Raw genomic sequence first — 24,791 nt, forward strand, 5'->3', positions numbered from 1 at the left:
GTGCTCCGATGGCTTATCTCCAGTTGCCCACGCATCGCCTGCACTACCGCCTCGACGGTACCGAAGGCCGCCCCTGGCTGACCTTCTGCAACTCGCTGGGCACCGACCTGCACATGTGGGACGTGCAGATCGCCGCGTTTGCGCCGCATTACCGCATCCTGCGCTACGACCGCCGCGGCCATGGCGATTCGGACACGCCGCCCGGCCCATATCGCGTTGCCGACCTGGGCCAGGACGTGCTGGCGCTGTGGGATGCGTTGCAGATCGCGCAGAGCGACTTCTGCGGCCTGTCGATCGGCGGACTCACCGGGCAATGGCTGGGCCTGCATGCGCCGCAGCGCCTGCGACGGCTGGTGGTGTGCGCCACCGCGCAGAAGATCGGCAGCAGCGAGAGCTGGAACGCGCGCATCGAGCAGGTGCGCAGCGAAGGCCTGCCGGGGCTGGTCGATGCCACCTTGCAACGCTGGTTCACCCCGCCTTTTGCGATCAGCCATGCGCAGCGCCTGGACATGATCGTGGCCGCCTTCGTGTCGACATCGCCGCAGGGCTATATCGCCTGCTGCCAGGCGGTGGCCGACGCCGACTTCCGCGGCGCGCTGGACACGCTGGAGCTACCACTGCTCGCACTGGCCGGCGACGACGACCCGGTCTGTCCGCCGGCCGATCTGCGCGAGATCGCCTACGCCGCCCCGCACGGCCACTACGCACAGGTGCCCGGCCGGCACATCTGCAACCTGGAGTCGCCGGCCGCGTTCAACCACAGCGTGCTGGGCTTTCTGCAGGCCGACCACGTGTGACCCTCCGCCCGGCCAGGCAGCTGCCGGACGCATGCAGCCGTCACCCCGATCCGGCACACACGACGCTCGGCATTCCCGCTCATGCGTTGCATCTGCGCCCAGCTGACCACGGCCAGCTGCCTGTCGCCAGCGACATCAATCGCAACCAATGCCCCTGATATCCCAGCGCTTGCCCTGCGATCGCCGCCAGCACTCCGATTCCCAATTCCCAATTCCCAATTCCCAATTCCCGATTCCCGATTCCCGATTCCCGATTCCCGATTCCCGATTCCCGATTCCCACGCAGGAGAGATTTCCGATGCACGAAGACGAGCGTTACCAGGCGGGCTTGCGCGAGCGCCGCCGCGTCCTGGGCGATGCGCATGTCGAGCGCTCGCTGGCCGCACGCACCGAGTTCACCGACGAGTTCCAGACGCTGATCACCCGCTACGCCTGGGGCACCATCTGGACCCGCGATGGCCTGCCCGCGCACACCCGCTCGCTGCTGACCCTGGCGATGATGGTGGCGCTGGGCCACGACGAGGAGTTCAAGCTGCATGTGCGCGCCGCGCGCAACAACGGCGTCACGCCCGAGCAGATCAAAGAGGTCCTGCTGCAGGCCGCGGTCTATTGCGGCGTGCCTGCCGCCAACCATGCCTTCGCGCTGGCCAAGCCCATCCTCGAGGAGCAGGCCGGCGAAGAACAGCCGGTGCGCGAAGGCTGACGGCCACGGCGACGCGTGAGTGCAGCAGGCACGCTGCGTTGGCGCGGCATGCGGCGCAAATGCGACCGGTTCGGTTGGCTGTGTCCCTGGCCTGCACTCAGGGCACGCCGGGCAGGGTGGCGATCCCAGCGCGCGCACTGCGTTGCACCCTGGCCGTCCCGTAGGCACATCGCCGCTGATGACATCGCCCATCGACGACGGGATGATGGACGTGCCGCAACGGACCACCGCTTCCGTTCGCACAGGACATTCCCATGAGGTTGCCGATGCTGCTGCGTACCGTTTGTTTGCTTTCGCTGCTGCTCACCGTATCCGGGCTGCAGGCACGACCGCATCCCGGGCCCGGAACCGAGCTGGCGCAGGTGCGCGCCGACGATGGCCAGGCGCTGGCGGTGTGGTCGCGCGTCCCCGCGCAGCCGCGCGGCACGATCCTGCTGGTGCATGGGCGCACCTGGAGTGCGTTGCCCAATTTCGATCTGCAGGTTGCCGACGAGCCGCGCGATGCGCGCTCGGTGTTGGCGGCATTGGCGCAGGCCGGCTATGCCGCCTATGCGGTCGATCTGCGCGGCTACGGCGGCAGTGCGCGCGATCGCAGCGGCTGGAACACGCCCGCGCGCGCCGTGGCCGATGTCGATGCGGTGCTGAGCTGGGTTGCCCACCAGCACCCGCAGCTGCCGCCGCCGGCGCTGCTCGGTTATTCCAATGGTGCGCGGGTGGCGCTGCTGATCGCCCAGCAACATCCGCAGGCAGTGTCGGCGCTGGTGCTGTACGGCTTCCCCGACGATGTCGACGCAGCGCCCGACATCACCCCGGCGCCGGCACAGCCATTGCGTGCGCGCACCACGGCCGCGGCGGCCGGCGAGGATTTCATCACCGCCAACGCCGCACCGCCCGGCGTGCGTGCGGCCTATGTGGCACAGGCGGTATCGGCCGACCCGGTGCGTACCGACTGGCGCGCGATGGAGCAGTTCGCCTTCCAGCCCGAGCAGGTGACCACGTTGCCGGTCTTGCTGCTGCGTGGCGTCGACGATCCCATCGCGACCCAGGCGGACAACGCGCACCTGTACGCACGCCTGCGCAGCGAAGACCGCAGCTGGGTCACGCTGCCGCACGCCGATCACGTGGCGCATGTCGAGGACACCCATGCCGCCTGGGTGGATGCAGTGGTGAGCTTCCTGCGCCGGCCGCGCTGAGCGCGCCCGCCGGCGACTAACTCAACAACGCACCCAGCCGCTGCGCCGCCTGTTTCAACGGCTCCAGCAGCGTCTGCATCGTCTGCAGGCTCACGCGCCCGGCCTGGGCGCCGATGTTGAGCGCGGCGATCACCTCGCCGCGCAGGTTGCGCACCGGCACCGCGATCGAGCGCAGGCCGATCTCCAGTTCCTGGTCGGTCAGGCACATGCCTTCGCGGCGCGTACGCGCCAATACTTCCAGCAGTGCAGACGCCTGGGTCACGGTGCGGTCGGTCCGCGGGCGCAGCGTGGTGCGCTCCAGGTACGCCTGCAAGGTGTCGCCGGGCAGGGCCGCCAACAGGACGCGGCCCATCGAGGTGCAGTAGGCCGGCAGGCGTGTGCCCGGGCGCAGCCCGATCGACATGATGCGCACCGTCTCGGCACGCGCCACGTACAGCAGGTCGTCGCCGTCCAGCACGCCCAGCGAGCAGGATTCGTGCAACTGGTCGCGCAGCCCGTCCAGCACCGGCTGCGCCGCCGCGGTCATCGACGAAGACGCCGCATACGCACCGCCGATCCCCAGCACGCGCGGCAGCAGCACGTAGCCGCGGCCCTGCTCGCCGACATAGCCCAGCCTGGCCAGGGTATGCAGCACCCGCCGCACCGCCGCGCGCGAGATGCCGGTTTCCAGGCTGATCTGCGACATCGTCACCTCGCGCGCGTGCTGGGCGAACACGCTCAGCACCACCAGCCCGCGGCCCAGCGAGGTCATGAAGTCCGGGTCGCCCTGGGCGGCGGCGATCTGCTGCATCAACTCATGCGGCAGGCCGCGTTCGCTCCCGGCGGTGGCCACGGTGGTGGTGGGTTTGCGGCGGCTGGAGGCGGGCTCGGGCATCGGATCGCAGCTTGGACGGGTCCGTGCATGGTAAGCGCTCACGCCGATACATGCCCCCGGTCGCAGCTTGCGCCTGGACATGTAAGCGCTTCACCCTGGTTGCCGCATAATCGTTGCTGGTTTGTTTCGGATCGGTCTCCTTAGTCCATGAAAACCCCCAAGGGCCTGCAACCGCTGATCGACGACGGCATCATCGACGAAGTGTTGCGACCACTGAAGAGCGGCAAGGAAGCATCCGTCTATGTGGTCAGTACGGGCGCCGACATCCTGTGCGCCAAGGTCTACAAGGACATGGCGCAACGCAGTTTCCAGGCGCGCGTGCAGTATCAGGAAGGCCGCAAGGTGCGTGGCAGCCGCCAGGCGCGCGCGATGGGCAAGGCCACCAAGTTCGGCCGGCGCGAAGCCGAGACCGCATGGAAGAACACCGAAGCCGAGGTGCTCTATCAACTGATGGACGCCAGCGTGCACGTGCCTAAGCCGCGCGGCTATTTCCACGGCGTGCTGCTGATGGACCTGGTCACCGACGAGGCCGGCCACAGCGCACCGCGGCTGGGCGAAGTGGACCTGGAGCCGGAGCAGGCGCGCAGCTTCCACACCAGCCTGATCGGCGATGTGGTCAAGATGCTGTCGCTAGGCCTGGTGCACGGCGACCTGTCCGAATACAACGTGCTGGTCTCGCCCGAGGGCCCGGTGCTGATCGATTTCCCGCAGGTGGTCAGTGCTGCCGGCAACAACGCCGCACGCGACATGCTGCTGCGCGATGTGCACAACCTGCGCGACTGCCTCGGCCGCTTCGCCCCGGAGTTGCTGGACACCCATTACGGCGAAGAGATGTGGGCGCTGTTCGAAAAGGGCGAGCTGCGCCCGGACAGCGTGCTGACCGGCCGCTTCAAGTTCGACACCCGCCGCGCCGACGTGCGTGCCATCCGCGCCTCGATCGAGGACGCACGCCAGGAAAACCTCATCCGTCAGCAGGGCCGCGAGGCCGCTGCCGAGGACGACGACTAGATCGATATTGCGTTCGCGCGCGATGCGGCGTCACAGCAGCGACACAGTTGTCGCGCATGCCGGCATGCATCGCTCACGACTGTCATGCAGGTGCGCGCCGATGCAGGCGCGCAGCCACGATGCAGTGCAGCAAAAAACCAACAGATGCTGATGATGCGACTGTTCGCCAGGCATCGCCATGGCAGGCGCATGCATCGGCAGCACGGGGTTTTTGCGGTACTGCCGCGCATCTCCGGCACCGCCATTGAAATAATTGATGGCGTTGAATGGTGATTGATCATAAGTATCTGGCAGGCTCAGCCATCGTCTCCTGGAGAGTCCGCCATGTCGTTTGATCCCGATGTCGTGCGCCTGTTTGCCCAGCTTCAACACGCCGCTCAACCACCGATGGAAACCCTGCCGATCGAGGGCGCGCGCGCAATGATGCGTGCACTCGGCACGCAGCTTGGCTTTTCGCGTGTGGAGATGGCCGAGGTGCGCGACCTGCAGGCCGGCACCGCCGCCGGCCCGGTGCGCCTGCGTCTGTATCGCCCGTCCGGGCTGTCTGCCGGTCCGGCCCCGACCTGCCTGTTCGTGCACGGCGGCGGCGGCGTGGTGGGCGACCTCGACTCCCACGACGACGTCTGCCGGCAAGTGGCGGCGCGCGCCGGCTGCCAGCTGCTGGCGGTCGACTATCGCCTGGCGCCGGAACATCCCGCGCCGGCCGGCGTGGAGGACGTGATTGCGACCCTGCACTGGCTGGTTGCCCAGCCCGATGCAGTCGGTGCCGACGTGCAGCGCCTGGCCGTGGCCGGCGACAGCATCGGCGGGGCCATGGCCGCAGTCGCGGCGCTGGCCGCGCGCGATGCTGGGATCGCGTTGCGCTGCCAGGTGCTGGTGTATCCGCTCACCGATGCGCGCGAGGACAACGGCCAATACCCGTCGCGATCACATAACGCCGGCCTGCCGCCGCTGACCACAGAGGCGGTGCGCTTCTTCAATCGCCATCTATTGCCCGACCCCGCCATTGCACAGGACTGGCGCGTCTCGCCGATGCTGGTGCCGGAGGTGGCCGGCGTTGCGCCCGCACTGGTCATCGTGGGCGAGCGCGACATGCTCTACGACGAAGGCCGCAGCTATGCCGAACGCCTGCGCGCCGCCGGTGTGGAAGTCACCCTGCACAGCTTTCCCGGCATGATCCACGGCTTCATCAATATGGGCGGCGTCCTGCGCGCCGCCGGCGAAACGCTGGAGATGGCAGCGCTGTTGCTGCGCCAGCGCTTGCTGCCCGCCGTCGAGCGCAGGGCCGCATAAGGGCCTGCGGCAGGCGTGCCATGCGCGCGCTGCCGCAGCGCGGCAGCCATGCCCGCATGTGGATCAACGCGCGAGGGAAAGACGACGATGCAGGCTTGCAGGTACGCAAGTCTTGCGGGCCGCCAGCAGGCTCAGAAGTTGAAGCGGAACGTGGTCATCAGCACGTGGTTTTCGCGGTCCACGGTGCTGGTGTTGACGAACTGATTCAGATAGCCGGCGTCGACATTGGCAACGTCGTTGAACTTCCAGTTGATGCCAACGAAGACGCGGTTCTGGTCCAGACCGCGTCGGGCGCCCCACTCGGTGTGGTCGAGATTGACGAACAGTTCGTTGAAGGCCACCCACGACAGTTGCGCAGACAATGCACTGGGCCGGACCGCCCTGATCATCTGGCGCACCCGATACCCTTCGTCGCTGAAACCTTCGCGGTGACGCTGCTCCAGGCGGGTGCGACTGGTGATGGTGATATTGGCAATCGGATCGAACTGATATTGAAACTGCCCCCACCAGCGATTTTCGCGGTTGGAGGACTGCCCGGCCGGGTGGCTGATGATGGTGTCATAGCCCATCCAGACACTGGCCTTGGGAGTGAACCGGTAAAACACCGCAGGGCGCAGGATCAACTGGTCGAACTGTTCGCCCTCTTCGCGCCAGCGTGGGTGCACATCCATGCTCCAGTACAGGTTTTCGACCGGCAGCTTGCCCTGGGCATACACGCTCAGCCAGTAACGCCCGTCTTCCTCGGTCTGCGCGGCCGCTTGCGAGGTGCCGCCCAGCATCAGCAGCAGGGCGGGGCAGGCGATCCGGTAGCTGGCCGTCAGCAGCGCGCGCAGTCTGTTCATCGTCAGGAAGTCGTCGGTGGTGCCGGAGCATACCAACTCGTTCGCGACCTCCATCGCGCTTTTCGGCACCGCCGCTGCGATACCGGCGTGTTGCTTCGCCTGCGGCGACATGCCGTCGCGCCATGACATCCGCTGACAAACATTCACGCGTGTGCCGCGTGCAAACGCATGCGTCCGAACAGGCAGCCGCCATGCAGCTGCCCACGCACCGGCGAGCGCTTAAGCCACCTGGCTGCGGCGCGCCCGCTCCAGATGCACCAGCAGCAACGAGATCGCCGCCGGCGTCATGCCGGCAATGCGTTGCGCCTGGCCGATGCTTTGCGGGCGCACGCGCTCGAGTTTCTGCTGCACCTCGATCGACAGCCCGCGCACGCCGGCATAATCGAATCCATCCGGAATCGGCGTGGTTTCGTGGCGCTGCTGGCGTGCGATGTCGTCGCGCTGGCGGTCCAGGTAACCGGCGTATTTGACGCTGATCTCCACCTGCTCTGCCACCTGCGCATCGTCCACGCCCGGCCCCAGCGTCGGCACGCGCATCAGCGCGGCGTAATTGAGTTCGGGGCGCTTGATCAGGTCCAGCACGTTGGTTTCGCGGCTCACCGCCACGCCCAGGGTCTGGGCCACTTCGCGGCCCAGTGCATTACCCGGGGTCGCCCACAGCACCGACAGGCGCGCGCTTTCGCGCTGCACCGCCTCCTGCTTGGCGGAGAAGCGCGCCCAGCGCGCATCGTCGACCAGGCCCATCGCGCGGCCGACGCCGGTGAGGCGCGCATCGGCGTTGTCCTCGCGCAGCTGCAGGCGGTATTCGGCGCGGCTGGTGAACATGCGATACGGCTCGGTGGTGCCGTGGGTGATCAGATCGTCCACCAGCACGCCCAGGTAGGCCTCGTCGCGGCGCGGCGACCACGCCGGCAAGCCCTGCACATGGCGCGCGGCATTGAGCCCGGCCAGCAGGCCCTGTGCGGCGGCCTCCTCGTACCCGGTGGTGCCATTGATCTGCCCGGCGAAGAACAGCCCGCCCACCGCCTTGGTTTCCAGCGAGGCCTTGAGCCCGCGCGGGTCGAAGAAGTCGTATTCGATCGCATAGCCGGGGCGGGTGATATGCGCCTGCGCAAACCCGTGGATCGAGCGCACCAATGCCAGCTGCACGTCGAACGGCAACGAGGTGGAGATGCCGTTGGGATAGATCTCGGCCACTTCCAGGCCTTCGGGCTCGACGAAGATCTGGTGGCTGCTCTTCTCGGCAAAGCGCACCACCTTGTCTTCGATCGACGGGCAGTAACGCGGGCCGATGCCCTCGATCTGCCCGGAATACAGCGGCGAGCGATGCAGCGCGCTGCGGATGATGTCGTGGGTCTGCTCGGTGGTCTGGGTGATCCAGCAGCTGACCTGGCGCGGGTGATCGCCGAGCTGGCCCATGAATGACATCACCGGCAGCGGATCGTCGCCGGGTTGTTCGGCCATCACGCTGTAGTCGAGCGTGCGCCCGTCGATGCGCGGCGGGGTGCCGGTCTTGAGCCGGTCGATCGCGAACGGCCGCTCGCGCAGACGCGCGGCCAGCGTGGTGGCCGGCGGGTCGCCCATGCGTCCGGCCGCGTACTGGGTCTCGCCGACGTGGATCTTGCCGGCCAGGAAGGTGCCGGCGGTCAGCACCACCGAGGGCGCTTCGAAGCGCAGCCCGGTCTGGGTGATCACGCCGCGCACGCTGTCGGCTTCGGCGGCGCCGTTGTGGATGATCAGATCGTCCACCGCCGCCTGGAACACGGTCAGGTTTGGCTGCGCCTCGACGATGCGGCGGATGGCGTTGCGGTAGAGGTTGCGGTCGGCCTGGCAGCGGGTGGCGCGCACCGCCGGCCCCTTGGAGGCATTGAGCGTGCGCCACTGGATGCCGGCCTGATCCGCCGCGCGTGCCATCGCCCCGCCCAGCGCGTCGATTTCCTTGACCAGATGGCCCTTGCCGATCCCGCCGATGGCCGGGTTGCAGCTCATCGCGCCCACCGTCTCGATGTTGTGGGTCAGCAGCAAGGTGCGCGCACCGGCGCGCGCGGAGGCCAGCGCCGCCTCGGTGCCGGCATGGCCGCCGCCGATCACGATGACGTCGTAGCGATAGAAGGAGTCGGACATGGGCGTGGACCAGGAGCAGAAGGAGGTTGGCGGCCGCGAAAGTATCGGCTGAAGGGCGAGGAAGGTCACTCGACGGATAAAAATGTGACGTAGATCACATTATCGAACACTGACTCTCAAGTTGGCATGTTCCGTGCGGATATCCCTAGTGCACCCGTCGTGGCATTGCGACATGGGCGCAAGACTGGAATTGGAACAGGGGCCAGCCACGCGTGCGATGGGGTAGCGTAAGGGTCGGTAGTCGGGGGACTGCCGACCCTTATTTTTTTCTGCGACCCAACGCCGATGCAGCCCAGCCTGCTCGTACGGGTAGTCGCAGGTGCGGCAGAGCAGACCAGACGACAAAAACATAAAGCCCCGGCATGCCGGGGCTTTATGCGTTGGAGGCGCCGATATCCGACAGGGCCGGAACAGGGGGGATCCAGATTTCCCTGTCGGACATCGACATAAGTCGGTCAGTGCGCCCGGCCGGGTCAAAACATGACGTGGCGGGTCACACAGAGCGCCTAGCTTGCGACCAAGTGCCGGCTGAACGCAAGCCCCCAACATCGCCATTTGTGGGCCACGTCGCAGTCAGCAACTCAGGGAATCTGCTCACGTGTGTTGCGCGGCGCGGTCTGCCGTTGAATCTCGCGGATCACCCGCGGCGGCGCACCGATGCGAGGCGGCCGCGACGGCGGAGCGCCAGTCGCCGGTGGGCGATTGGGCTGTTGCGGGCGCGGGCCGTTGGGACGGGGCCCATTGTTGAACGAGCCGTGCGGACGTGGCGGCCGGTACTGCGGGCGGCGATCGTTCTGGCGGTAGTAATAGCCACCGCGGTAGACCGGATACGCCGGGTAGTCGTACAGCCCGATCGAACCGGCGCCGTAAGGGTAACCGTAGGGGTTGCCGTAGAAATACGGCGAATAGCCCGGCGGGTAGCGGTACTGCACCGCGGGCGCGCCGCGGTAATAGCCGCCCGACCCCGCACCGGTGTAGTCGTAGGTTGCGCAGCCGCCCAGGGCCAATAGCCCGGCGGCGAAGATCAGACGGAATTTCATGGATGGTGCCCTCCTGCAACCATGGTGTCACTTTCGAACCGATGCATTGAATCGGTCCTTAACTGTGCCGCAATGTGGTACTTCTGCATCGATCCAGCATGCGCGGGTGCCGCGCGTGCAGCCGTGAAGGCGGGGACGATACGTTAATCTTGCCGGCATGATCGAGACGGTCCCGCTTGCCCATTCCGACGTCCTGCAAGCTGCTGCGCGCATCGCGCCGCAGTGCGTGCCGACACCGCTGCTGACCTCGCATAGCCTGGACGCCCTCTGCGGTGCGCGGCTGTTCTTCAAGGCCGAACACCTGCAGCGCAGCGGCGCCTTCAAGTTCCGTGGCGCCTGCAACGCGGTGTGGTCGTTGCCGGAGGAGCTGGCCGCGCGCGGGGTGGTCACCCATTCGTCCGGCAATCACGGCGCCGCACTCGCGCTCGCCGCGCGCACGCGCGGGATCGGCTGCCACGTGGTGGTGCCCGAAGGCGCGGTGGCCGCCAAGCTGGCCAATATCTCCCGTCACGGCGCCACGCTGTGGCGCTGCGCGCCCACCATCGCGGCGCGCGAGCAGATGTGTGCCGACGTCCAGGCCGGCAGCGGCGCGACGTTGGTGCATCCGTATACCGACCCGGCGGTGATCGCCGGGCAGGGCACCGCCGCGCTGGAGCTGCTGCTGCAGAGCGGCGGGCTGGATGTGCTGGTGGCACCGGTCGGCGGCGGTGGGCTGGCCGCCGGCAGTGCGCTGGCGCTGCAATCGGCGCCGGGCTGTGCGCTGGTGCTGGCCGAGCCGAGCGGGGCGGCCGATACCGCGCGCTCGCTGGCGGCCGGCGAGCGCCTGGTCGACTTCGTGCCCGACACGCTCTGCGACGGCCTGCGCGGCACCCTGGGTGCGCCAAATTTCGCAGTGTTGCAGGCCGCCGGCGCGCAGGTGATCACTGTGGACGATGCGGCGGTGGTGCAGGCGATGCGGCTGATCTGGCAGGTGCTCAAACAGGTGGTGGAGCCGTCCTCGGCGATTGCGTTGGCAGCGGTGCTGGCCGACCCGGCGCGCTTTGCCGGGCGGCGGGTCGGGCTGATCCTGTCCGGCGGCAATGTCGATCTGGATGCGCTGCCGTGGGCCGCGGCGTGAGCAGGCGGTCGCGTGGGATCGGTCTGTGGGGCTGGTGCTGGCGCCTGTGCATGCTGACGCTGATCTGGCTGGTGGGCGTGGCCGGCTGGATCGTCTGGGTCGGCGATCGCGACCAGGCCGCGCCGGCCGACGTGATCATCGTGCTGGGCGCGGCTGCCTACGACGCGCGCCCTTCGCCGGTGTTCGAAGAGCGCATCCGGCATGCGCTGGACCTGTACGCGCAGGGCTACGCGCCGCGGCTGCTGTTCACCGGCGGCTTCGGCAATGGCGCGCGCTTTGCCGAATCGCAGGTGGCGCGGCGCTACGCGCTACGCCACGGCGTACCGCCGGAGGCGATCGTGATCGAGACGGTCTCGCGCACCACCCGGCAGAATCTGCAGCAGGCACGCGCGCTGATGGACCGGCACGGCATGCACCGGGCGATCATCGTCAGCGACCCGTTGCACATGGCGCGCGCGCTGCGGCTGAGCGATGAGCTGGGGATGGACGCGCTGGCCTCTTCCACGCCCAGCACGCGCTTTCGCAGCTTCCACACCAGTTGGCGCTTCCTGCTGCAGGAGGTCTATTACTTCCATCGCGACCTGGTGGTGCAGGGCGCCTGACGCCGGATATGCCGCAGGGCAGGCGTGTTGAAGCGCAAAACGCGCTCTATGATGCGGCTTTCCCAGCGGCAGGTTCGAGCATGAGCGAGCGCAATCGGCAACACGCCACCGGCCTGGTCCAGGCCTATTACGCGGCATTCAACCGCAGCGATTGGGACGCCATGCTGGCGTTCCTGGCCGAGGACGTCGCGCACGACCTCAACCAGGGGCCGCGCGAGATCGGCCGGGCGGAATTTGCCGCCTTCCTGCAGCGCATGAACGACAGCTACCGCGAGCAGCTGCGCGACATCGTGATCACCGCCAACGAGGATGGCACCCGGGTCGGTGCCGAGTACGTGGTGCACGGGGTCTACCACACCACCGACGAAGGCCTGCCGGAAGCCAACGGGCAGACCTATGTGCTGCCGGGCGGTGCGTTCTTCGATGTGCGCGACGGCAAGATCACCCGCGTCACCAACTACTACAACCTGCAGGAATGGATCGCGCAGGTGTCGCGCTGAGCGCATCGACCGGCACGGTAGGAGCGCACCCGGGCGCGATAAGGCGTTACCGGCAATGCCGGTCGCGCCCGGGTGCGCTCCTACGTGATTGGTGCGGTGTTGCGGCCGGAGCTGTGCCTATGTAGGAGCGCGCTTGCGCGCGATGAGGCGTTACCGGCGATGCCTGGTCGCGCCCAGGTGCGCTCCTACGTGGGTGGGTGGGGGTTACAGCAACACGATCCCGACCACCACCAGGATGAAGATGCCCCACTTGAGCGTCTGGTACAGCGGGTTGTTGCGTTCCTTCAGCGCCTTGGCCTTCAGGCGCGCGGCATAGAAATAGCGGAACACGCGGTTGATGCCGCCGGTCTTGTCACCTTCCTGATTGGGCGAGGCACCGGCCGAGAGCAGGCTGCGACCGACGAAGCGGTTCACCGCCGCGGCCCAGCGCCAGCGCATCGGGCGCTCGATGTCGCAGAACAGGATGATGCGGTCCTGGTCGGTGTCGTTGCGCGCGTAGTGGATGTAGGTCTCGTCGAACATCGTCCACTCGCCATCGCGCCAGCTGTGGCGCTGTCCGTCGACATCGATGAAGCAGCGGTCGTCGTTGGGCGTGGCCAGCCCCAGGTGCAGGCGCATGGACCCGGCGAACGGGTCGCGGTGCGGGCGCAGTTCGCTGCCCGGCGGCAACTCGGCGAACATCGCAGCCTTGACCGTGGGGATGGACTTCAGCAACGCGGTGGTCTGCGGGCACAGTTCGGACGCCGACGGGTGGGCGGTGCCGTACCACTTCAGATAGAAGCGCTTCCAGCCACGGCGGAAGAACGAGTTGAAGCCGATGTCGGTGTAGCCGTCGGCAGCGCGGATCTTCTGCATCTGCTGCAGCGCCACCGCTTCGTCGCGGATCAGCGGCCAGTTGGCGCGCAGCGGCGCCAGCTCCGGAAATTCCTTGCCGGGATCGATGAACGGCGTGGTCGGCACGCGCGAACACAGATACATCAGCGTGTTGATCGGCGCCATGAAGGTGGAATGGTCCAGCAGCTGCCGGCTGAGCCGGTGCCGCACACGACCGCGGTAATGGATGTACAGCGCCGATGCGATGAACAGCGCGATGATGAGCCACTTCAACATTGGGAAGGCCGATTGGGGGACGGGGGCCGCAAACCTAAGAGCGGCTATCAAAACGTCAGTGCAGCAGCCGGGCGGGGGCGCTGCCGGTACTCGGAACCGGCATGTACCACGCGTACATGCAGATTTCTGCGCACCGTCTGCAGCCACCTGACGGCTGCGTGCTGCGTTTTGCTAGCCACGCCGGTTCAGGCGTCGAAAAGGCAAGCCGCAACAGGAACATGCGGCCATTGACTGCTGAATTCTACCGGGTGTCGTGACCGAGCCTGACAGGTCAGCATTGGTGCCGTCGCAAAACTGTGTGTCCCGCCGGCAACGGCTGCGTTGCTGCCGGCGATCTGCACCGCCGCTAGTCGATGCGGCGGCGGATCGGGATCGAGGCCACAGGGACGCTGGCGACATCGTGTCCCTGCTCGCGGATGGGCGCGCCCGGCGCCGGTGCCCAGGCGTGGGCATAGATCACTTCCCAGGAGCTGGGCAGGGTGCCGTCCGGCCGCCGCAAGGGCTCATAGGCGGCGCTGGCGGCGGCAAAACGGCCGCGTCCGGTCAGGGTGGCGCGGCGATTGCTGAGTGCGTTGGTGGCGCCCATCGCGCGTAGCTCGCGCATCAGAGCAGGCAGGTCGCTGTAGGTCAGCGTGAACAGGTCGCGGTCCAGCACCGGGTCGCGGAAGCCGGACATCAGCAAGGCATCGCCGAACTGGGCGATCGGCGGAAAGCGGCTGACATGCGGTGCCGGGTCGGCCTGGGCGAAGGCCTCGCGCAGCTCGATCAGCGTCTCCGGGCCGAAGGTGGAGCACAGCAACAAGCCGCCTGGCCGCAGCGCGCGGCGGAAACCGGCAAATACCGCGGGCAGGTCTTCCACCCACTGCAGGCACAGGTTGCTGAAGATCACGTCCACGCTACCGTCGGCCACCGGCAAGGCGCGTGCATCGGCGCAGACCTGCGCGAACGGCTTCCACCAGCCCGCCGCCTTGCGCGCCTGGCGCAGCATCGGCATGGCCTGGTCCAGCGCGATCACCTGCGCCTTGGGCCAGCGCTTCTTGATCGCGCCGCTGGCATGGCCGGGGCCGGCGCCGACATCCAGCACCACCTTGGGCACCTGGTCGCCCAGGTAGTCGAGCGATTCGAGCAGGCGCGCTTCGGCTTCGCGCTGTAGCGCGGCGGCGGCGGCATAGCTGCTGGCGGCACGCGCAAAGGCGCGCCGGACGTGGCGGGGGTCGAAAGTACTATTCATGAGCGACGCTATTGTCGCCTGTGGCCGGGGCGGAGGGAATCGATGGATGGCCTGGCATCGGCCTGGCGAGTCTGCAGACGTTCGGTCTGCCGATGGCTGCGCGGCGAGCGGCAAGGGTTCAACGGGGCTTGGCCAAACACCCACCGGATGTCCGCGGCGGTCGCCACCACTCGCCGCGTGGCCGAGGCGCCCTAGAACGTGCCGGGATAGCTGCCGCCGTCGATCAGCAGGTTCTGCCCGGTGATGTAGCCGGCCTGCGCGCTGCACAGGAACGCGCAGGCCGCGCCGAATTCGTCCGGCTCGCCGAAGCGTGCGGCGGGAATGCCCGCACGTTTGCGCTCGGCGACGTCTTTGGCGCTGCTGCCTTGCTGTTGCGCGATCGCCGCGAAGTTGCCGCGCAGGCGGTCGGTGGCGAACTGGCCGGGCAGCAGATTGTTGATGGTGACGTTGTCGACCACCGTGCTGCGCGCCAGCCCGGCGACGAAGCCGGTGAGGCCGGCGCGCGCGCCATTGGACAGGCCCAGGATGTCGATCGGCGCCTTCACCGCACTGGAGGTGATGTTGACGATGCGGCCGAAGCGCCGCGCGCGCATCGCATCGACGCTGGCGCGGATCAGTTCGATCGGCGCCAGCATGTTGGCGTCCAGGGCGCGCAGCCAGTCGTCGCGTTCCCACTGGCGAAAATCGCCGGGCGGTGGACCACCGGCATTGTTGATGAGGATATCCAGCTGCGGGCAGGCGGCGAGCGCATCGCTGCGTCCCTGCGGGGTGGTGATATCGGCCACCACGCTGCGCACTTCGCCGGCGCCCGGCAGTGCGCGCAATGCCTGGGCGGATTGCTCCAGGGCATCGCGGCCGCGCGCGACGATCACCACGTTGACGCCTTCGCTGGCCAGCGCGCGTGCGCAGCCCAGCCCCAGGCCCTTGCTGGCGGCGCAGACCAGTGCCCAGCGCCCGGCGATTCCCAGATCCATGCGTGTGTCCTCGATCAGCGATGCCGCATGATCGACGATCCGCTCATGGCACGGACGCAACGAAGCGTTGCAGCGCCTCGGCGACCTGATCGGCATGGCCAAGAAACGGTGCGTGCCCGCCACCGGCGATGGTCAGTGCCTGCGCGTGCGGCGTCAGCGCGGCGGCAGCCTGCATGCCGGCCGCTGGCACCAGCCGGTCGCGTTGGCCCGCGATCCACAGGCTGGGGCGCGCGAGTTGCGGCAGCGCGCGGCGCAGGTCGCTGCGTTCCAGCAGCTGCAGGCCTTGCTGCAGTGCTTCGGCGGCCGGTTCGCCACGCGCCACCAGCGTCTCGCGCAGGCTGCGCAACTCGCTGCGGGCATGCGCCGAGCCCAGCGTATCCAGCGCCAGAAACCGCTCCAGCGTGGCGCGGTAGTCGCGCGCCAGGTCCTGGCCGAATTGCACGAATACCTCACGCTCGACGGCGTCGGACCAATCGTGGCCACGCACGAAACGCGGCGTGGCCGCGATCATCGCCAGCCCGCGTACCTTGGGCTGGGTGGCCGCGGCATGCAGCGCGAACAGCCCGCCCAACGACCAGCCCACCCACACCGCCGGCGGCGTGGCGGCGGCGATGCCGGCGACCACATCCGGCAGCGCCAGCGGCGTGCTGTCGTCGCGGCTGAAACCGTGCCCGGGCAGATCCACCAGATGCAGTTGATGCTGCGCGGCCAGGCGTTCCACCAGTGGCGCGAACACGCCGCCGTGCAACGCCCAACCGTGCAGGAGAACCAGCGCAGGCCCGTGGCCGATGACATCGATATGCATGCGGGGATTGTCGCTGATGGCGCTGACCGGCGCATGGGTCGGCGTGTGCGGCGCAAGGTGTCTTGCGTCAGCCTGCGCTGCGCGTGGAGCCGATCAGCGCGGCACGCCAAGCCGGTTGCGGACGCGCAGGACCGCACCGACAGTAGCGATCCGGCAACATCAGCGACGCGGACACTGCCACGTCGAGCACCGGCTGCCGCCGCGCGGCTATTGCGCAACCGTCTGGATCGTCGCCCTCAGGCAGACGCACGCAGCGGTTGCCGGCTGACCACATCGCGTGCCTGCACGATGGCCTCGATCAAGGCCTGCACCTGCTGCGGCGTATGCAGCGCGGACAGGGTCACACGCAGACGCGCCTTGCCTTCGGGCACGGTGGGTGGGCGGATCGCGCCGACCAGGAAGCCGGCCTGTTCCAGCGCTGCGGACATCGCCATGACCGTGGCTTCTTCGCCGCATAGCAGGGGCTGGATCGGCGTATCCGAGGCCATCAGCTCGAAGCCATGCCGGCGTGCGCCATCGCGGAAACTGCCGATCGACTCGACCAGCTTGGCGCGCCGCCAATCGTCGCGACGCGCCAGTCGCACGGCCGCCAACGTCGCAGCGACCTGCGCCGGTGGTAACGCGGTGGTGTAGATGTAGGGGCGCGCGGTTTCGGCCAGATGGCGCACCAGCGCTGCATCGCCGACCACCACCGCGCCATAGCCGCCGAGCGCCTTGCCCAGCGTCACCAACTGCAGCGGCACTTCGGCCACGCCCAGTCCGGCATCGGCAACGCAGCCGCGCCCCTGCGGGCCGAGCACGCCCACGCCGTGTGCGTCGTCGACATAGAACAGCGCCTGCTGCATGCGTGCCACCAGGCTCAACGCACGCAGCGGCGCGACATCGCCATCCATGCTGAAGACGCCATCGCTGGCCAGCATCGCCGCGCCCTCGGGCGAGCCCTTGAGCTGACGCATCGCGCCTTCCACATCCATGTGCGGATAACGGCGCAACCGGCAGCCGGCCAGGCGTGTGGCATCGAGCAGGCTGGCGTGGTTGAGCCGGTCCTGCACGCAGACATCGTCGTCCTCGCTGAGCAAGGCCTGCTGCACCGCCAGGTTGGCGATGAAGCCGCTGCCGAACAGCAGCGCCGACGGATAGCCGAGCCACTCGGCGATCTCGCGCTCCAGCGTTTCGTGCGCGGTGTGGTGGCCGCAGATCAGATGCGAGGCGGTGGCGCCGGCACCATCGCGCGCGGCGGCGTCCTGCAACGCGGCGACCACTTCGAACTGCTGCGACAGGCCCAGATAGTCGTTGGAGCAGAAACCGGTCAGCCAGCGGCCATCGACTTCCAGCCGCACGCCATCGCGACGGCCCACCAGCCGCCGCACCCGCACCCGTTCCTGGGCCACGCGCAAGGTGCGCAGCGACGAAATCCGTTCGTGCAGATCGGGGCGGGCCATGGGGGCGTTCAACGGCTGAAGGGGGCGTTAGCGTAGCCTGCCGCGCCCGGCACGCCCAGCCGGTACCGACGACCGGTGCGGGACGTTCGATTCGCGGTTAGGCGGCGTGCTCGCAGGCCGTGCTGCGGGTGATTTCCGCATGCACGGTGCCGGGGTGATCGTGGTCGGGGGCGTCGACGGTGATCTGCATCGGGCGCAGGCCCAGGCGCTGGAACAGGGCCTGGTCGCGTTCGGTGTCCGGGTTGCCGGTGGTGAGCAGTTTTTCGCCGTAGAAGATCGAGTTGGCACCGGCCAGGAAGCACAGCGCCTGCAGTTCGTCGCTCATCGCCTCGCGGCCGGCGGACAGGCGCACCATCGAACGCGGCATCGTGATGCGGGCGACCGCGATCATGCGTACGAACTCGAACGGGTCCAGTTGCTGGGTGCCGTGCAGCGGGGTGCCGGCGACCTGGACCAGCTGGTTGATCGGGACCGAATCCGGATGCGCCGGCAGCGTGGCCAGCGCCAGCAGCAGGCCGATGCGGTGCTCGCGGGTTTCGCCCATGCCGACGATACCGCCGCAGCAAGTCTTCAGGCCGACATCGCGCACGTGCTCCAGCGTGTTCAGGCGGTCCTGATACTGGCGGGTGTGGATGATCGAGTCGTAGTAATCCGGCGCGGTGTCCAGATTGTGGTTGTAGTAGTCCAGCCCGGCGTCCTTGAGCGCGCGTGCCTGGCCGGCGTCGAGCATGCCGAGCGTGGCGCAGGTTTCCAGGCCCATCGCCTTGACCTCGCGGATCATCGCCGCGACCTTGGGGATGTCGCGCTCCTTGGGCGAGCGCCAGGCCGCGCCCATGCAGAAGCGCGAGGCTCCGGCGGCCTTGGCCTGGCGTGCCTTGGCGACGACCTCTTCGGTCTCCATCAGCTTCTGCGCGGTCACGCCGGTGTCGTAGCGCTGCGCCTGCGGGCAGTACGCGCAGTCTTCCGGGCAGCCGCCGGTCTTGACCGACAGCAATGTGGATACCTGCACCTGCGCCGGATCGAAATGGGCGCGATGCACGCTGGCGGCGCGGTGCAGCAGCTCCGGAAACGGCAGATCGAACAGCGCCTGCAGCTCGTTGCGATCCCAGTCATGGCGTATGACAACAGACATCGGGGTTTCCTGACAGTCAGCGGCTTGGAAGCCAGGCAGTCTGGTGAGCATGGAAGAGGCTGTCAACTTCGAAGAGGTCAACTCGGTTTACAGGTGGCCGCGCCGGCTGTTGCGGTTGCTGCTGCCGAGCCTGTGCCTGGTGTGCGCGGAACCCGGCAGCGCCGACTGCGATCTGTGCCCGTCGTGTCGCGCCGCATTGCCGGATCACGGGCACGCCTGCCTGCGTTGCGCAACGCAGCTGTACGCCTGCGGTGGCGCGCTGCTGTGCGGGCAATGCCTGCAGCACCCGCCACCGCTGCAACGCGTGCATGCGTGTTTCACCTATCGCTGGCCGGTGGATGGCTTGCTGCGGCGTTTCAAGTTCCATCAGGACCTGGCCGCCGGACGCTTGCTCAGCGAGTTGATGGCCAAACGTTGCGCAGGCCTGCCGCGTCCGCAGGCGCTGGTGCCGGTGAGTCTGCACCGGCAGCGCTTGCGCCAGCGTGGTTACGATCAGGCGCTGGAGCTGGCCAGACCGCTCGGCCGCGCGCTGCGGCTGCCCTGCCTGCCATTGCTGCGCCGGGTCCGCGCGACCGCGCCGCAATCGGAGCTGGATGCAGCCGAGCGTCAGCGCAATCTGCGCCAGGCCTTTGTCGCGCGTGGCGCCTTGCCCGCGCATGTGGCCTTGGTGGATGACGTGATGACCACCGGTGCGACGCTGCATGCGGCGGCGCAGGCCCTGCATCGGGCCGGTGTGCAGCGGGTGGATGCGTGGGTATGCGCGCGGGTGCCGTGAGGCCTGGTGGGCTGGGGGTTGCGAGCTGCTGCATGGGGGCTTCGCCCGTACCCTCACCCCAATCCCTCTCCTGCTGGGAGAGGGGCTTAAGCCGAGGCGATTGACCTGTGTGCGCGTCAGCGCACTGCCAGCGCCGCGGCGATGCCGACGAAGATTGCCAAGCCTACCCAGTTGTTGTGCAGGAAGGCGCGGAAGCACGGGCCGCGTTCGCGGTGGCGGGCGAGGCGGAACTCGTAGGCCACCAGCAGTGCGGCCACGCCCAGTCCGGCCCAGTACGCGATGCCGAGACTGGCGCGCAGGCCGACCAGCGCCAGTGCCGCAAACATCGATGCATACAGCAGGCACTGCGCGATCAGGTCGAACCTGCCGAACAGGATGGCGGTGGACTTGCTGCCCATGCGGATGTCGTCCTCGCGGTCGACCATCGCATACCAGGTGTCGTAGGCCGTGGCCCAGAGGATGTTGGCCGCGTACAGCAGCCAGCCCAGCAATGGCACGCTGCCCTGCACTGCGGCGAAGGCCATCGGGATGCCCCAGCCGAAGGCCATGCCCAGATAGACCTGGGGCAGGTGGGTGTGGCGCTTGAGATAGGGATAGCTGGCGGCCAGGAACACGCCCGGCACGCTCAGGGCCACGGTCAGCCAGTTGAGCGTGAGCACCAGCGCGAATGCCACCAGCATCAGCACCACGAACACCCACAGCGCCTCGCGCCCGGACACCGCGCCGGTGGCCAGCGGGCGCGACTTGGTGCGCTCCACATGCGGGTCCAGCCAGCGGTCGGCATAGTCGTTGATCACGCAGCCGGCCGAGCGGGTCAGCCAGACCCCGGCGGTGAACACGAACAGTGTCCACAGCGGCGGCAGGCCACCGGCGGCCAGCCACAACGCCCACCAGGTGGGCCACAGCAACAGCAGGCTGCCGATCGGACGATCGCCGCGGACCAACGTCCAGTACTGCCCCAGTCGCTGTGGCCAGGTCAGCGCGGGCGCTGTCGGCAGCTGTTCAACACCATGCTTGCTCATGCTGCAAAGGGTAGCAGCGCGGCTTGGCTGCGGTCATGCGCTGGGTGACGATCGAGCTAGGCATCGTCCAGCCTTCCGGACGGCTGCGCGAGCTCGCGCCAGGTACCTCCGCGCCGGCGCTGGCTCCGGACTGGGCTCCATCGGCAATGCCGCGGTGTCCGGCCGTTCGGCACTCCCTGTCGCCGGTGTCACGCGCGCGGCGGTGGTTCTGGCATAATGCCCGGCCAGGCGCTCGTAGCTCAGCCGGATAGAGTAGTGGCTTCCGAAGCCATTGGTCGGGGGTTCGAATCCCTCCGGGCGCACCAGATGAACCCTTCAGGGACATCCAAGAAAGTCCAAAACCCCCGAGAGATCGGGGGTTTTTTGTTGCCTGCCAGTCCTGCAAGGTCCACCCTAATCCATTGAAATCCAGGCCGATCGGGGGCATAGATGGGGGCACCAGCCCCCAGCACGGATATGGATGCCCCCATACCCCCAAGTGACGCAGCAGTACGTAGTGCAAAGCCGGCCACCAAGCCCGTGAGACTGTTCGATGGTGGCGGCTTATACGTCGAGATCTCGCCGAAGGGTGCCAAGCTCTGGCGATGGAAGTATCGATTCGGCGGTAGGGAGAAACGCTTGGCACTGGGGATCTACCCAGAGGTCAGCCTGGCGAAGGCGCGAGCGCAGCATTTGGAGGCACGGAAAATCCTTCGATCAGGCATCGACCCAGCTGAGAAGAGCAAGGTCGACCGGCTGGTTCGCGTTGATCGGTCTCAGCTCAGCTTTGCAGCTGTCGCTGCAGAGTTCCTGAACCTGCATGGCAAGAAGAACTCCATCCTGACGATGAAGCGCAATGGCAGGATCGTCGAAAAGGACCTCAACCCTTATCTAGGGCATAGGCCTATCGCTGAGATCTCTGCGCCGGAGCTTCTAGCTGTCCTGCGTAAGATAGAAATGCGTGGCGCCATTGAGACAGCTCATCGCGCTCGGGGTATTGCCAGCATGGTGTTTCGATACGCCATCACCGTAGGCAAGGCTGAGCGTGACCCGGCTGCCGATCTTTTTGGCGCGCTAGAGACCCCGAGGGTGCAGAATTTCGCCAGCCTGACGGAGCCTGCTGCGGTGGCACCCCTGCTGAGGGCCTTGTGGGGGTACGAAGGAAGTCTTGTTGTACGCGCTGCCCTAAAGCTTGCACCCCTGGTCTTCGCGCGGCCAGGCGAGCTGCGGACAGCCAAGTGGGCAGATATCGATCTTGCAGCTGGTGAGTGGCGTTACGTCGCCACTAAGACAGGTGTTCCCCACATTGTGCCGCTTGCCTCCCAAGCAGTTGAGGTCCTTCGTGAGCTTCAGCCAGTCACCAGAAGCAGTGAGTTCGTATTCCCTAGTCTTCATGGGAAGGGAAGGCCGATGAGCGATAGCACCATAAATGCTGCCTTGAGGCGTATGGGATTCGACTCCAGGACGATGACCGGCCACGGGTTTCGTGCGATGGCTCGTACGATCCTGGATGAGGTGCTTGGCTTCTGCCCCGATTACATCGAAACACCAGCTTGCGCATGCGGTACGTGACCCAAACGGCAGGCATACAACCGCACGGCTCATCTCACCAATCGCCGAAAGATGATGCAGGCGTGGGCTGACTATCTATTTAGAAGATTACGCACACATCTTCGCCAGTGCCCTGTGCGGTCGCTCCTGGTTATAGACGCGTCGCCACTGTTCGATTTTGCTCCGTGCGTCGGCCAGTGACAAGAACCAACGCGCGTTGAGACACTCCTGCCGCAGGCATCCGTTGAAGCTTTCCACCAAGGCGTTATCGGTGAGTGCGCCACGCCGGGAGAAGTCCAGCTCCCTCCCCCGTTTTCATACGCCCACCGATCCATGACCTTGCCGGCAAACTCACTCCCGTTATCCATCTTGATGGCCGCAGACTTGCCTCTCTGCGCCACCAGTCGCGTCATCACATCGGCGACGTCGTCGCCCTTCAATGATTGGTCAACAACGATATCCAGGCACTCATGCGTGAAGTGATCCACCACCGTCAGCGACCGGAAACGGCGACCATCGAACAGTGCATCACTCACGAAGTCCATGCCACATAGTGCATTCGGTGCAGTGGCCATCTTCAGCGGTTGACGTCGCCGTGCGCTGCGACTGCGGCGCGGCCTGCAATGCCTTAAAGACAGGCCTTCATCCTCATAAATGCGGTGGACGCGCTTGTGATTGTCCCGCCATCCTTCGCGACGCAGCACAACAAAAACGCGCTCACACCCGTAGTGCACGCGCGTCTGGGTGATCTCGCGCATCCGCTGACGAATGGCGCTGAAATCGCGCGCCTTGGCCTTGTAGGAAAACGCCGAGCGCGATATCGCCATGATCCGCAGCGCATGCCGCTCGCTTACCCCAAAGCGCTCACGGAGCTGGCTTACCAGGTGCGTCGCTGGGCAAGCCTTAGATCTTTTTTGTAACGACTTCCTGCAGCATCGCCTTATCCAGGCTCAGGTCTGCCACCAGCTGCTTCAACTTCCGATTTTCCTCTTCCAGTAGCCGCAATCGCTTGAGCTCAGAGGGGCCCAGACCACCGTACGTCTTGCGCCAGACGTAGAACGTAGCCTCGGCAATTTCCATCTTCTGACAAATCTCTCCGATCGCCATCCCCCAACTCGGCCTGCTTGAGCGCATAGGCAATCTGCTCCTCGGTAAGCCGTGACTTCTTCATCGCTTGACTTCTCGTGATGACGGGGGGCCATATCGGCAAAGTCTCTACTCTACGATGCGCCTGTTCTTAGGGGGTGGATCAGTTGGGCATAAGCGGACGGCGTCATGCCGCCAATTGCTTTCTTGGGTCGGTCCTCGTCGTGTTCGCGTCGCCAGCGTTCGATCTCGGTGCGCGCATGCAGCAACGTCGGGAACCAGTGCTCGTTGAGGCTTTCATCGCATAGCCGGCCGTTGAAGGATTCGACGTAGGCGTTTTGGTTTGGCTTGCTTGGTTGGATCAGCCGCAACTGCGCGCCACGTGCATGCGCCCAGACGACCATTGCCTTACCGCAAAACTCCTTGCCGTTGTCGGTGCGGATCAGGTCGACCATTGGCGTTTGTATTGAGTAGTTTCGAGTGAGGAGTTGCCGGTCTTTCAAAAAACGAATTGTGGAGTTCTACGGACCGTGAGCAAATGCCAAGATCAGGCGGCGCTGGGGCCACCTGGCCGGAACGCATGTGCAGGCCGTGATAGCTCAGCCGGATAGCAGGACCCTCCGGAACCGTTTCCAGTAAGGCCAGGCGGGCTAGGATGCCGTTAGGCAATAAGAATATCCAGGTGCACGGACCGCCAGATATCGCCCTCATAACTCGTCGATACTAAAGTCGTTATATGAGGGTGTTGACGTGCAGGTGGCTCTAGAGCGTCAGGATTCAATCGCAAAGCAGAGATGCCGGCGGTTGACAGCTTCTTAACGTCCCCTGATTCTATTCCACCACTTGAGCCGGCTTGGGCTCTCAGCAAGGAACGCGTATGTCAGGGGGAAGTGCGTCGCTCTCGTTAGTCGAGGGCGGCTCGTCGGTGCAAGACCGGCCGGATCTGGGGCTGCAGGGGTTGGTCCTGCTGGCGCAATTTCATGGCGTTGCCGCGGACGCGGTGCAGCTGGCGCATGGGTTCGGACGAGGCGGCGAGCCGTTCGACGAAACCACGCTGCTGCTGGCAGCCAAGCAACTGGGGCTAAAAGCCAAAGTCGTTGCCCAGCCGGCCGTACGGATCGGCATGGCGGCGTTACCGGCCCTGGCCCTGGTGCCGGATGGCGACGCGTTTATCGTCGCCAAGGTCGGGGCGGACCAGATCCTGATCCACGATCTGGTCGAAAAGCGGCCGCGCTCCATCTCGCCCGCCGAGTTCGAAGCACGTTACCAGGGGCGGTTGCTGCAGGTGGCCTCGCGGGCTTCGGTGCTTGGCGACCTGGCCAAGTTCGACTTCAGCTGGTTCATTCCCGCAGTGGTGAAGTACCGCAAGTTGATGCTCGAGGTCTTTATCGTCTCGTTCTTCATCCAGCTGTTCGCGCTGATCACACCGCTGTTCTATCAAGTGGTGATGGACAAGGTGCTGGTGCACAACGGCCTGACCACGCTGGACGTGATCGCGATCGGGCTGGTCTCGATGGCGGTGTTCGACGTGCTGCTGTCCGGATTACGCACCTACGTCTTCGCCCACACCACCAGCAAGATTGACGTGGAG

Annotated in this window: 22 protein-coding genes, 1 tRNA gene, 1 other RNA gene and 3 pseudogenes; 13 read left to right on the plus strand and 14 right to left on the minus strand. The window is 66.6% G+C overall.

Annotated elements, in window-relative coordinates; genetic code table 11:
• The first annotated feature begins 8 nt into the window (after positions 1 to 8).
• The 3 genes from pcaD (at position 9) to AC1KVE_RS19935 (ending at position 2,693) form a co-directional block, all read left to right on the plus strand.
• The gene (pcaD, locus tag AC1KVE_RS19925) at positions 9 to 797 is read left to right on the plus strand and encodes a 3-oxoadipate enol-lactonase (protein WP_039517320.1); all 789 of its coding nucleotides are present in this window, start codon (positions 9 to 11) and stop codon (positions 795 to 797) included.
• 298 nt (positions 798 to 1,095) lie between these two features.
• A complete protein-coding gene (pcaC, locus tag AC1KVE_RS19930; RefSeq protein WP_184432373.1) occupies positions 1,096 to 1,500 on the plus strand; it encodes a 4-carboxymuconolactone decarboxylase in 405 nt (134 codons plus the stop codon).
• Positions 1,501 to 1,766: 266 nt separating this feature from the next.
• Positions 1,767 to 2,693 (plus strand): alpha/beta hydrolase, encoded by a 927-nt coding sequence (locus tag AC1KVE_RS19935; RefSeq protein WP_481092960.1) that lies wholly within the window; start codon positions 1,767 to 1,769, stop codon positions 2,691 to 2,693.
• 16 nt (positions 2,694 to 2,709) lie between these two features.
• Here AC1KVE_RS19935 and AC1KVE_RS19940 read toward each other — a convergent pair whose 3' ends face one another.
• Positions 2,710 to 3,567, minus strand: a complete 858-nt coding sequence (locus tag AC1KVE_RS19940; RefSeq protein WP_024938784.1) for an IclR family transcriptional regulator domain-containing protein — start codon at positions 3,565 to 3,567, stop codon at positions 2,710 to 2,712.
• 147 nt (positions 3,568 to 3,714) lie between these two features.
• Here AC1KVE_RS19940 and AC1KVE_RS19945 point away from each other — a divergent pair, with 147 nt between their 5' ends.
• Positions 3,715 to 4,575, plus strand: coding sequence for a PA4780 family RIO1-like protein kinase (locus AC1KVE_RS19945; protein ID WP_039528778.1), 861 nt, complete (start codon positions 3,715 to 3,717; stop codon positions 4,573 to 4,575).
• A gap of 30 nt (positions 4,576 to 4,605) precedes the next feature.
• On the opposite strand, the gene AC1KVE_RS19950 is transcribed toward AC1KVE_RS19945, so the two are convergent.
• Entirely contained in the window at positions 4,606 to 4,944 is a 339-nt protein-coding gene (locus AC1KVE_RS19950; protein WP_481092949.1) for a hypothetical protein, read from the minus strand.
• Here AC1KVE_RS19950 and AC1KVE_RS19955 point away from each other — a divergent pair.
• Positions 4,900 to 5,868: an alpha/beta hydrolase gene (locus AC1KVE_RS19955; RefSeq protein ID WP_481092948.1), complete on the plus strand. Its 969-nt coding sequence runs from the start codon at positions 4,900 to 4,902 to the stop codon at positions 5,866 to 5,868. The two genes, AC1KVE_RS19950 and AC1KVE_RS19955, sit on opposite strands and share 45 nt — an antisense overlap.
• A 131-nt stretch (positions 5,869 to 5,999) precedes the next feature.
• Here the strand turns inward: AC1KVE_RS19955 and AC1KVE_RS19960 are convergent, their stop codons facing one another.
• The 3 genes from AC1KVE_RS19960 to AC1KVE_RS19970 all read right to left on the minus strand — a co-directional run bounded on the left by AC1KVE_RS19960 (position 6,000) and on the right by AC1KVE_RS19970 (position 9,874).
• A complete protein-coding gene (locus tag AC1KVE_RS19960; protein ID WP_481092959.1) occupies positions 6,000 to 6,710 on the minus strand; it encodes a DUF2490 domain-containing protein in 711 nt (236 codons plus the stop codon).
• Between the two features lie 219 nt (positions 6,711 to 6,929).
• Positions 6,930 to 8,834 (minus strand): tRNA uridine-5-carboxymethylaminomethyl(34) synthesis enzyme MnmG, encoded by a 1,905-nt coding sequence (gene mnmG, locus AC1KVE_RS19965; RefSeq protein WP_226426965.1) that lies wholly within the window; start codon positions 8,832 to 8,834, stop codon positions 6,930 to 6,932.
• A gap of 581 nt (positions 8,835 to 9,415) precedes the next feature.
• The gene (locus tag AC1KVE_RS19970; protein WP_024938779.1) at positions 9,416 to 9,874 is read right to left on the minus strand and encodes a hypothetical protein; all 459 of its coding nucleotides are present in this window, start codon (positions 9,872 to 9,874) and stop codon (positions 9,416 to 9,418) included.
• A gap of 157 nt (positions 9,875 to 10,031) precedes the next feature.
• Between AC1KVE_RS19970 and AC1KVE_RS19975 the strand changes: the two genes are divergently transcribed.
• The 3 genes from AC1KVE_RS19975 to AC1KVE_RS19985 all read left to right on the plus strand — a co-directional run bounded on the left by AC1KVE_RS19975 (position 10,032) and on the right by AC1KVE_RS19985 (position 12,093).
• A complete protein-coding gene (locus AC1KVE_RS19975) occupies positions 10,032 to 10,991 on the plus strand; it encodes a pyridoxal-phosphate dependent enzyme (protein WP_434982158.1) in 960 nt (319 codons plus the stop codon).
• On the plus strand, positions 10,976 to 11,593 hold the full coding sequence (locus AC1KVE_RS19980) for a YdcF family protein (protein ID WP_049818085.1): 618 nt from the start codon (positions 10,976 to 10,978) through the stop codon (positions 11,591 to 11,593). The genes AC1KVE_RS19975 and AC1KVE_RS19980 overlap by 16 nt, the downstream gene beginning before the upstream one ends.
• A gap of 80 nt (positions 11,594 to 11,673) precedes the next feature.
• Positions 11,674 to 12,093, plus strand: coding sequence for a nuclear transport factor 2 family protein (locus AC1KVE_RS19985; RefSeq protein WP_104569214.1), 420 nt, complete (start codon positions 11,674 to 11,676; stop codon positions 12,091 to 12,093).
• A 204-nt stretch (positions 12,094 to 12,297) separates the two neighbouring features.
• On the opposite strand, the gene lpxO is transcribed toward AC1KVE_RS19985, so the two are convergent.
• Positions 12,298 to 13,203 carry a lipid A hydroxylase LpxO gene (gene lpxO, locus AC1KVE_RS19990; RefSeq protein WP_016903250.1) on the minus strand — a complete coding sequence of 302 codons (906 nt, stop codon included), beginning with the start codon at positions 13,201 to 13,203 and terminating at the stop codon, positions 12,298 to 12,300.
• 101 nt (positions 13,204 to 13,304) lie between these two features.
• Here lpxO and AC1KVE_RS19995 point away from each other — a divergent pair.
• Positions 13,305 to 13,380, plus strand: a non-coding RNA gene (locus AC1KVE_RS19995) — sX9 sRNA.
• Positions 13,381 to 13,549: 169 nt separating this feature from the next.
• Here the strand turns inward: AC1KVE_RS19995 and bioC are convergent.
• The 5 genes from bioC to bioB form a co-directional block, all read right to left on the minus strand.
• A complete protein-coding gene (bioC, locus tag AC1KVE_RS20000; protein WP_039517288.1) occupies positions 13,550 to 14,434 on the minus strand; it encodes a malonyl-ACP O-methyltransferase BioC in 885 nt (294 codons plus the stop codon).
• 191 nt (positions 14,435 to 14,625) lie between these two features.
• Positions 14,626 to 15,408, minus strand: a complete 783-nt coding sequence (locus AC1KVE_RS20005) for an SDR family oxidoreductase (protein WP_481092947.1) — start codon at positions 15,406 to 15,408, stop codon at positions 14,626 to 14,628.
• Positions 15,409 to 15,451: 43 nt separating this feature from the next.
• Positions 15,452 to 16,213 carry a pimeloyl-ACP methyl ester esterase BioH gene (gene bioH, locus AC1KVE_RS20010; RefSeq protein ID WP_481092946.1) on the minus strand — a complete coding sequence of 254 codons (762 nt, stop codon included), beginning with the start codon at positions 16,211 to 16,213 and terminating at the stop codon, positions 15,452 to 15,454.
• A gap of 236 nt (positions 16,214 to 16,449) precedes the next feature.
• Positions 16,450 to 17,655, minus strand: coding sequence for an 8-amino-7-oxononanoate synthase (bioF, locus tag AC1KVE_RS20015; protein ID WP_481092945.1), 1,206 nt, complete (start codon positions 17,653 to 17,655; stop codon positions 16,450 to 16,452).
• A 97-nt stretch (positions 17,656 to 17,752) separates the two neighbouring features.
• Positions 17,753 to 18,787 carry a biotin synthase BioB gene (bioB, locus tag AC1KVE_RS20020; protein ID WP_481092944.1) on the minus strand — a complete coding sequence of 345 codons (1,035 nt, stop codon included), beginning with the start codon at positions 18,785 to 18,787 and terminating at the stop codon, positions 17,753 to 17,755.
• A gap of 49 nt (positions 18,788 to 18,836) precedes the next feature.
• Here bioB and AC1KVE_RS20025 point away from each other — a divergent pair, with 49 nt between their 5' ends.
• Positions 18,837 to 19,562, plus strand: coding sequence for a ComF family protein (locus tag AC1KVE_RS20025; protein WP_481092943.1), 726 nt, complete (start codon positions 18,837 to 18,839; stop codon positions 19,560 to 19,562).
• A gap of 116 nt (positions 19,563 to 19,678) precedes the next feature.
• On the opposite strand, the gene ubiA is transcribed toward AC1KVE_RS20025, so the two are convergent.
• Complete coding sequence (ubiA, locus tag AC1KVE_RS20030) at positions 19,679 to 20,584, minus strand: 4-hydroxybenzoate octaprenyltransferase (protein WP_104623547.1); 906 nt, start codon at positions 20,582 to 20,584, stop codon at positions 19,679 to 19,681.
• A gap of 228 nt (positions 20,585 to 20,812) precedes the next feature.
• On the opposite strand from ubiA, the gene AC1KVE_RS20035 reads away from it, so the two are divergent.
• Both AC1KVE_RS20035 and AC1KVE_RS20040 read left to right on the plus strand, forming a co-directional pair.
• Positions 20,813 to 20,889 (plus strand) — tRNA-Arg (locus tag AC1KVE_RS20035).
• A 151-nt stretch (positions 20,890 to 21,040) separates the two neighbouring features.
• A pseudogene (locus AC1KVE_RS20040) lies at positions 21,041 to 22,315 on the plus strand (tyrosine-type recombinase/integrase).
• On the opposite strand, the pseudogene AC1KVE_RS20045 reads toward AC1KVE_RS20040, so the two are convergent.
• Positions 22,223 to 23,285: pseudogene (locus AC1KVE_RS20045) on the minus strand (IS3 family transposase). The pseudogenes AC1KVE_RS20040 and AC1KVE_RS20045 overlap by 93 nt on opposite strands.
• Positions 23,286 to 23,334: 49 nt before the next feature.
• Positions 23,335 to 23,646: pseudogene (locus AC1KVE_RS20050) on the minus strand (integrase core domain-containing protein); the annotation flags it as partial.
• Positions 23,647 to 24,077: 431 nt separating this feature from the next.
• Here AC1KVE_RS20050 and AC1KVE_RS20055 point away from each other — a divergent pair.
• Positions 24,078 to 24,791 (plus strand): cysteine peptidase family C39 domain-containing protein (locus AC1KVE_RS20055; RefSeq protein WP_481092942.1); only part of this gene is annotated, 714 nt, incomplete at its 3' end.

The sequence above is a fragment of the Xanthomonas sp. NCPPB 2864 genome, from assembly GCF_056675615.1.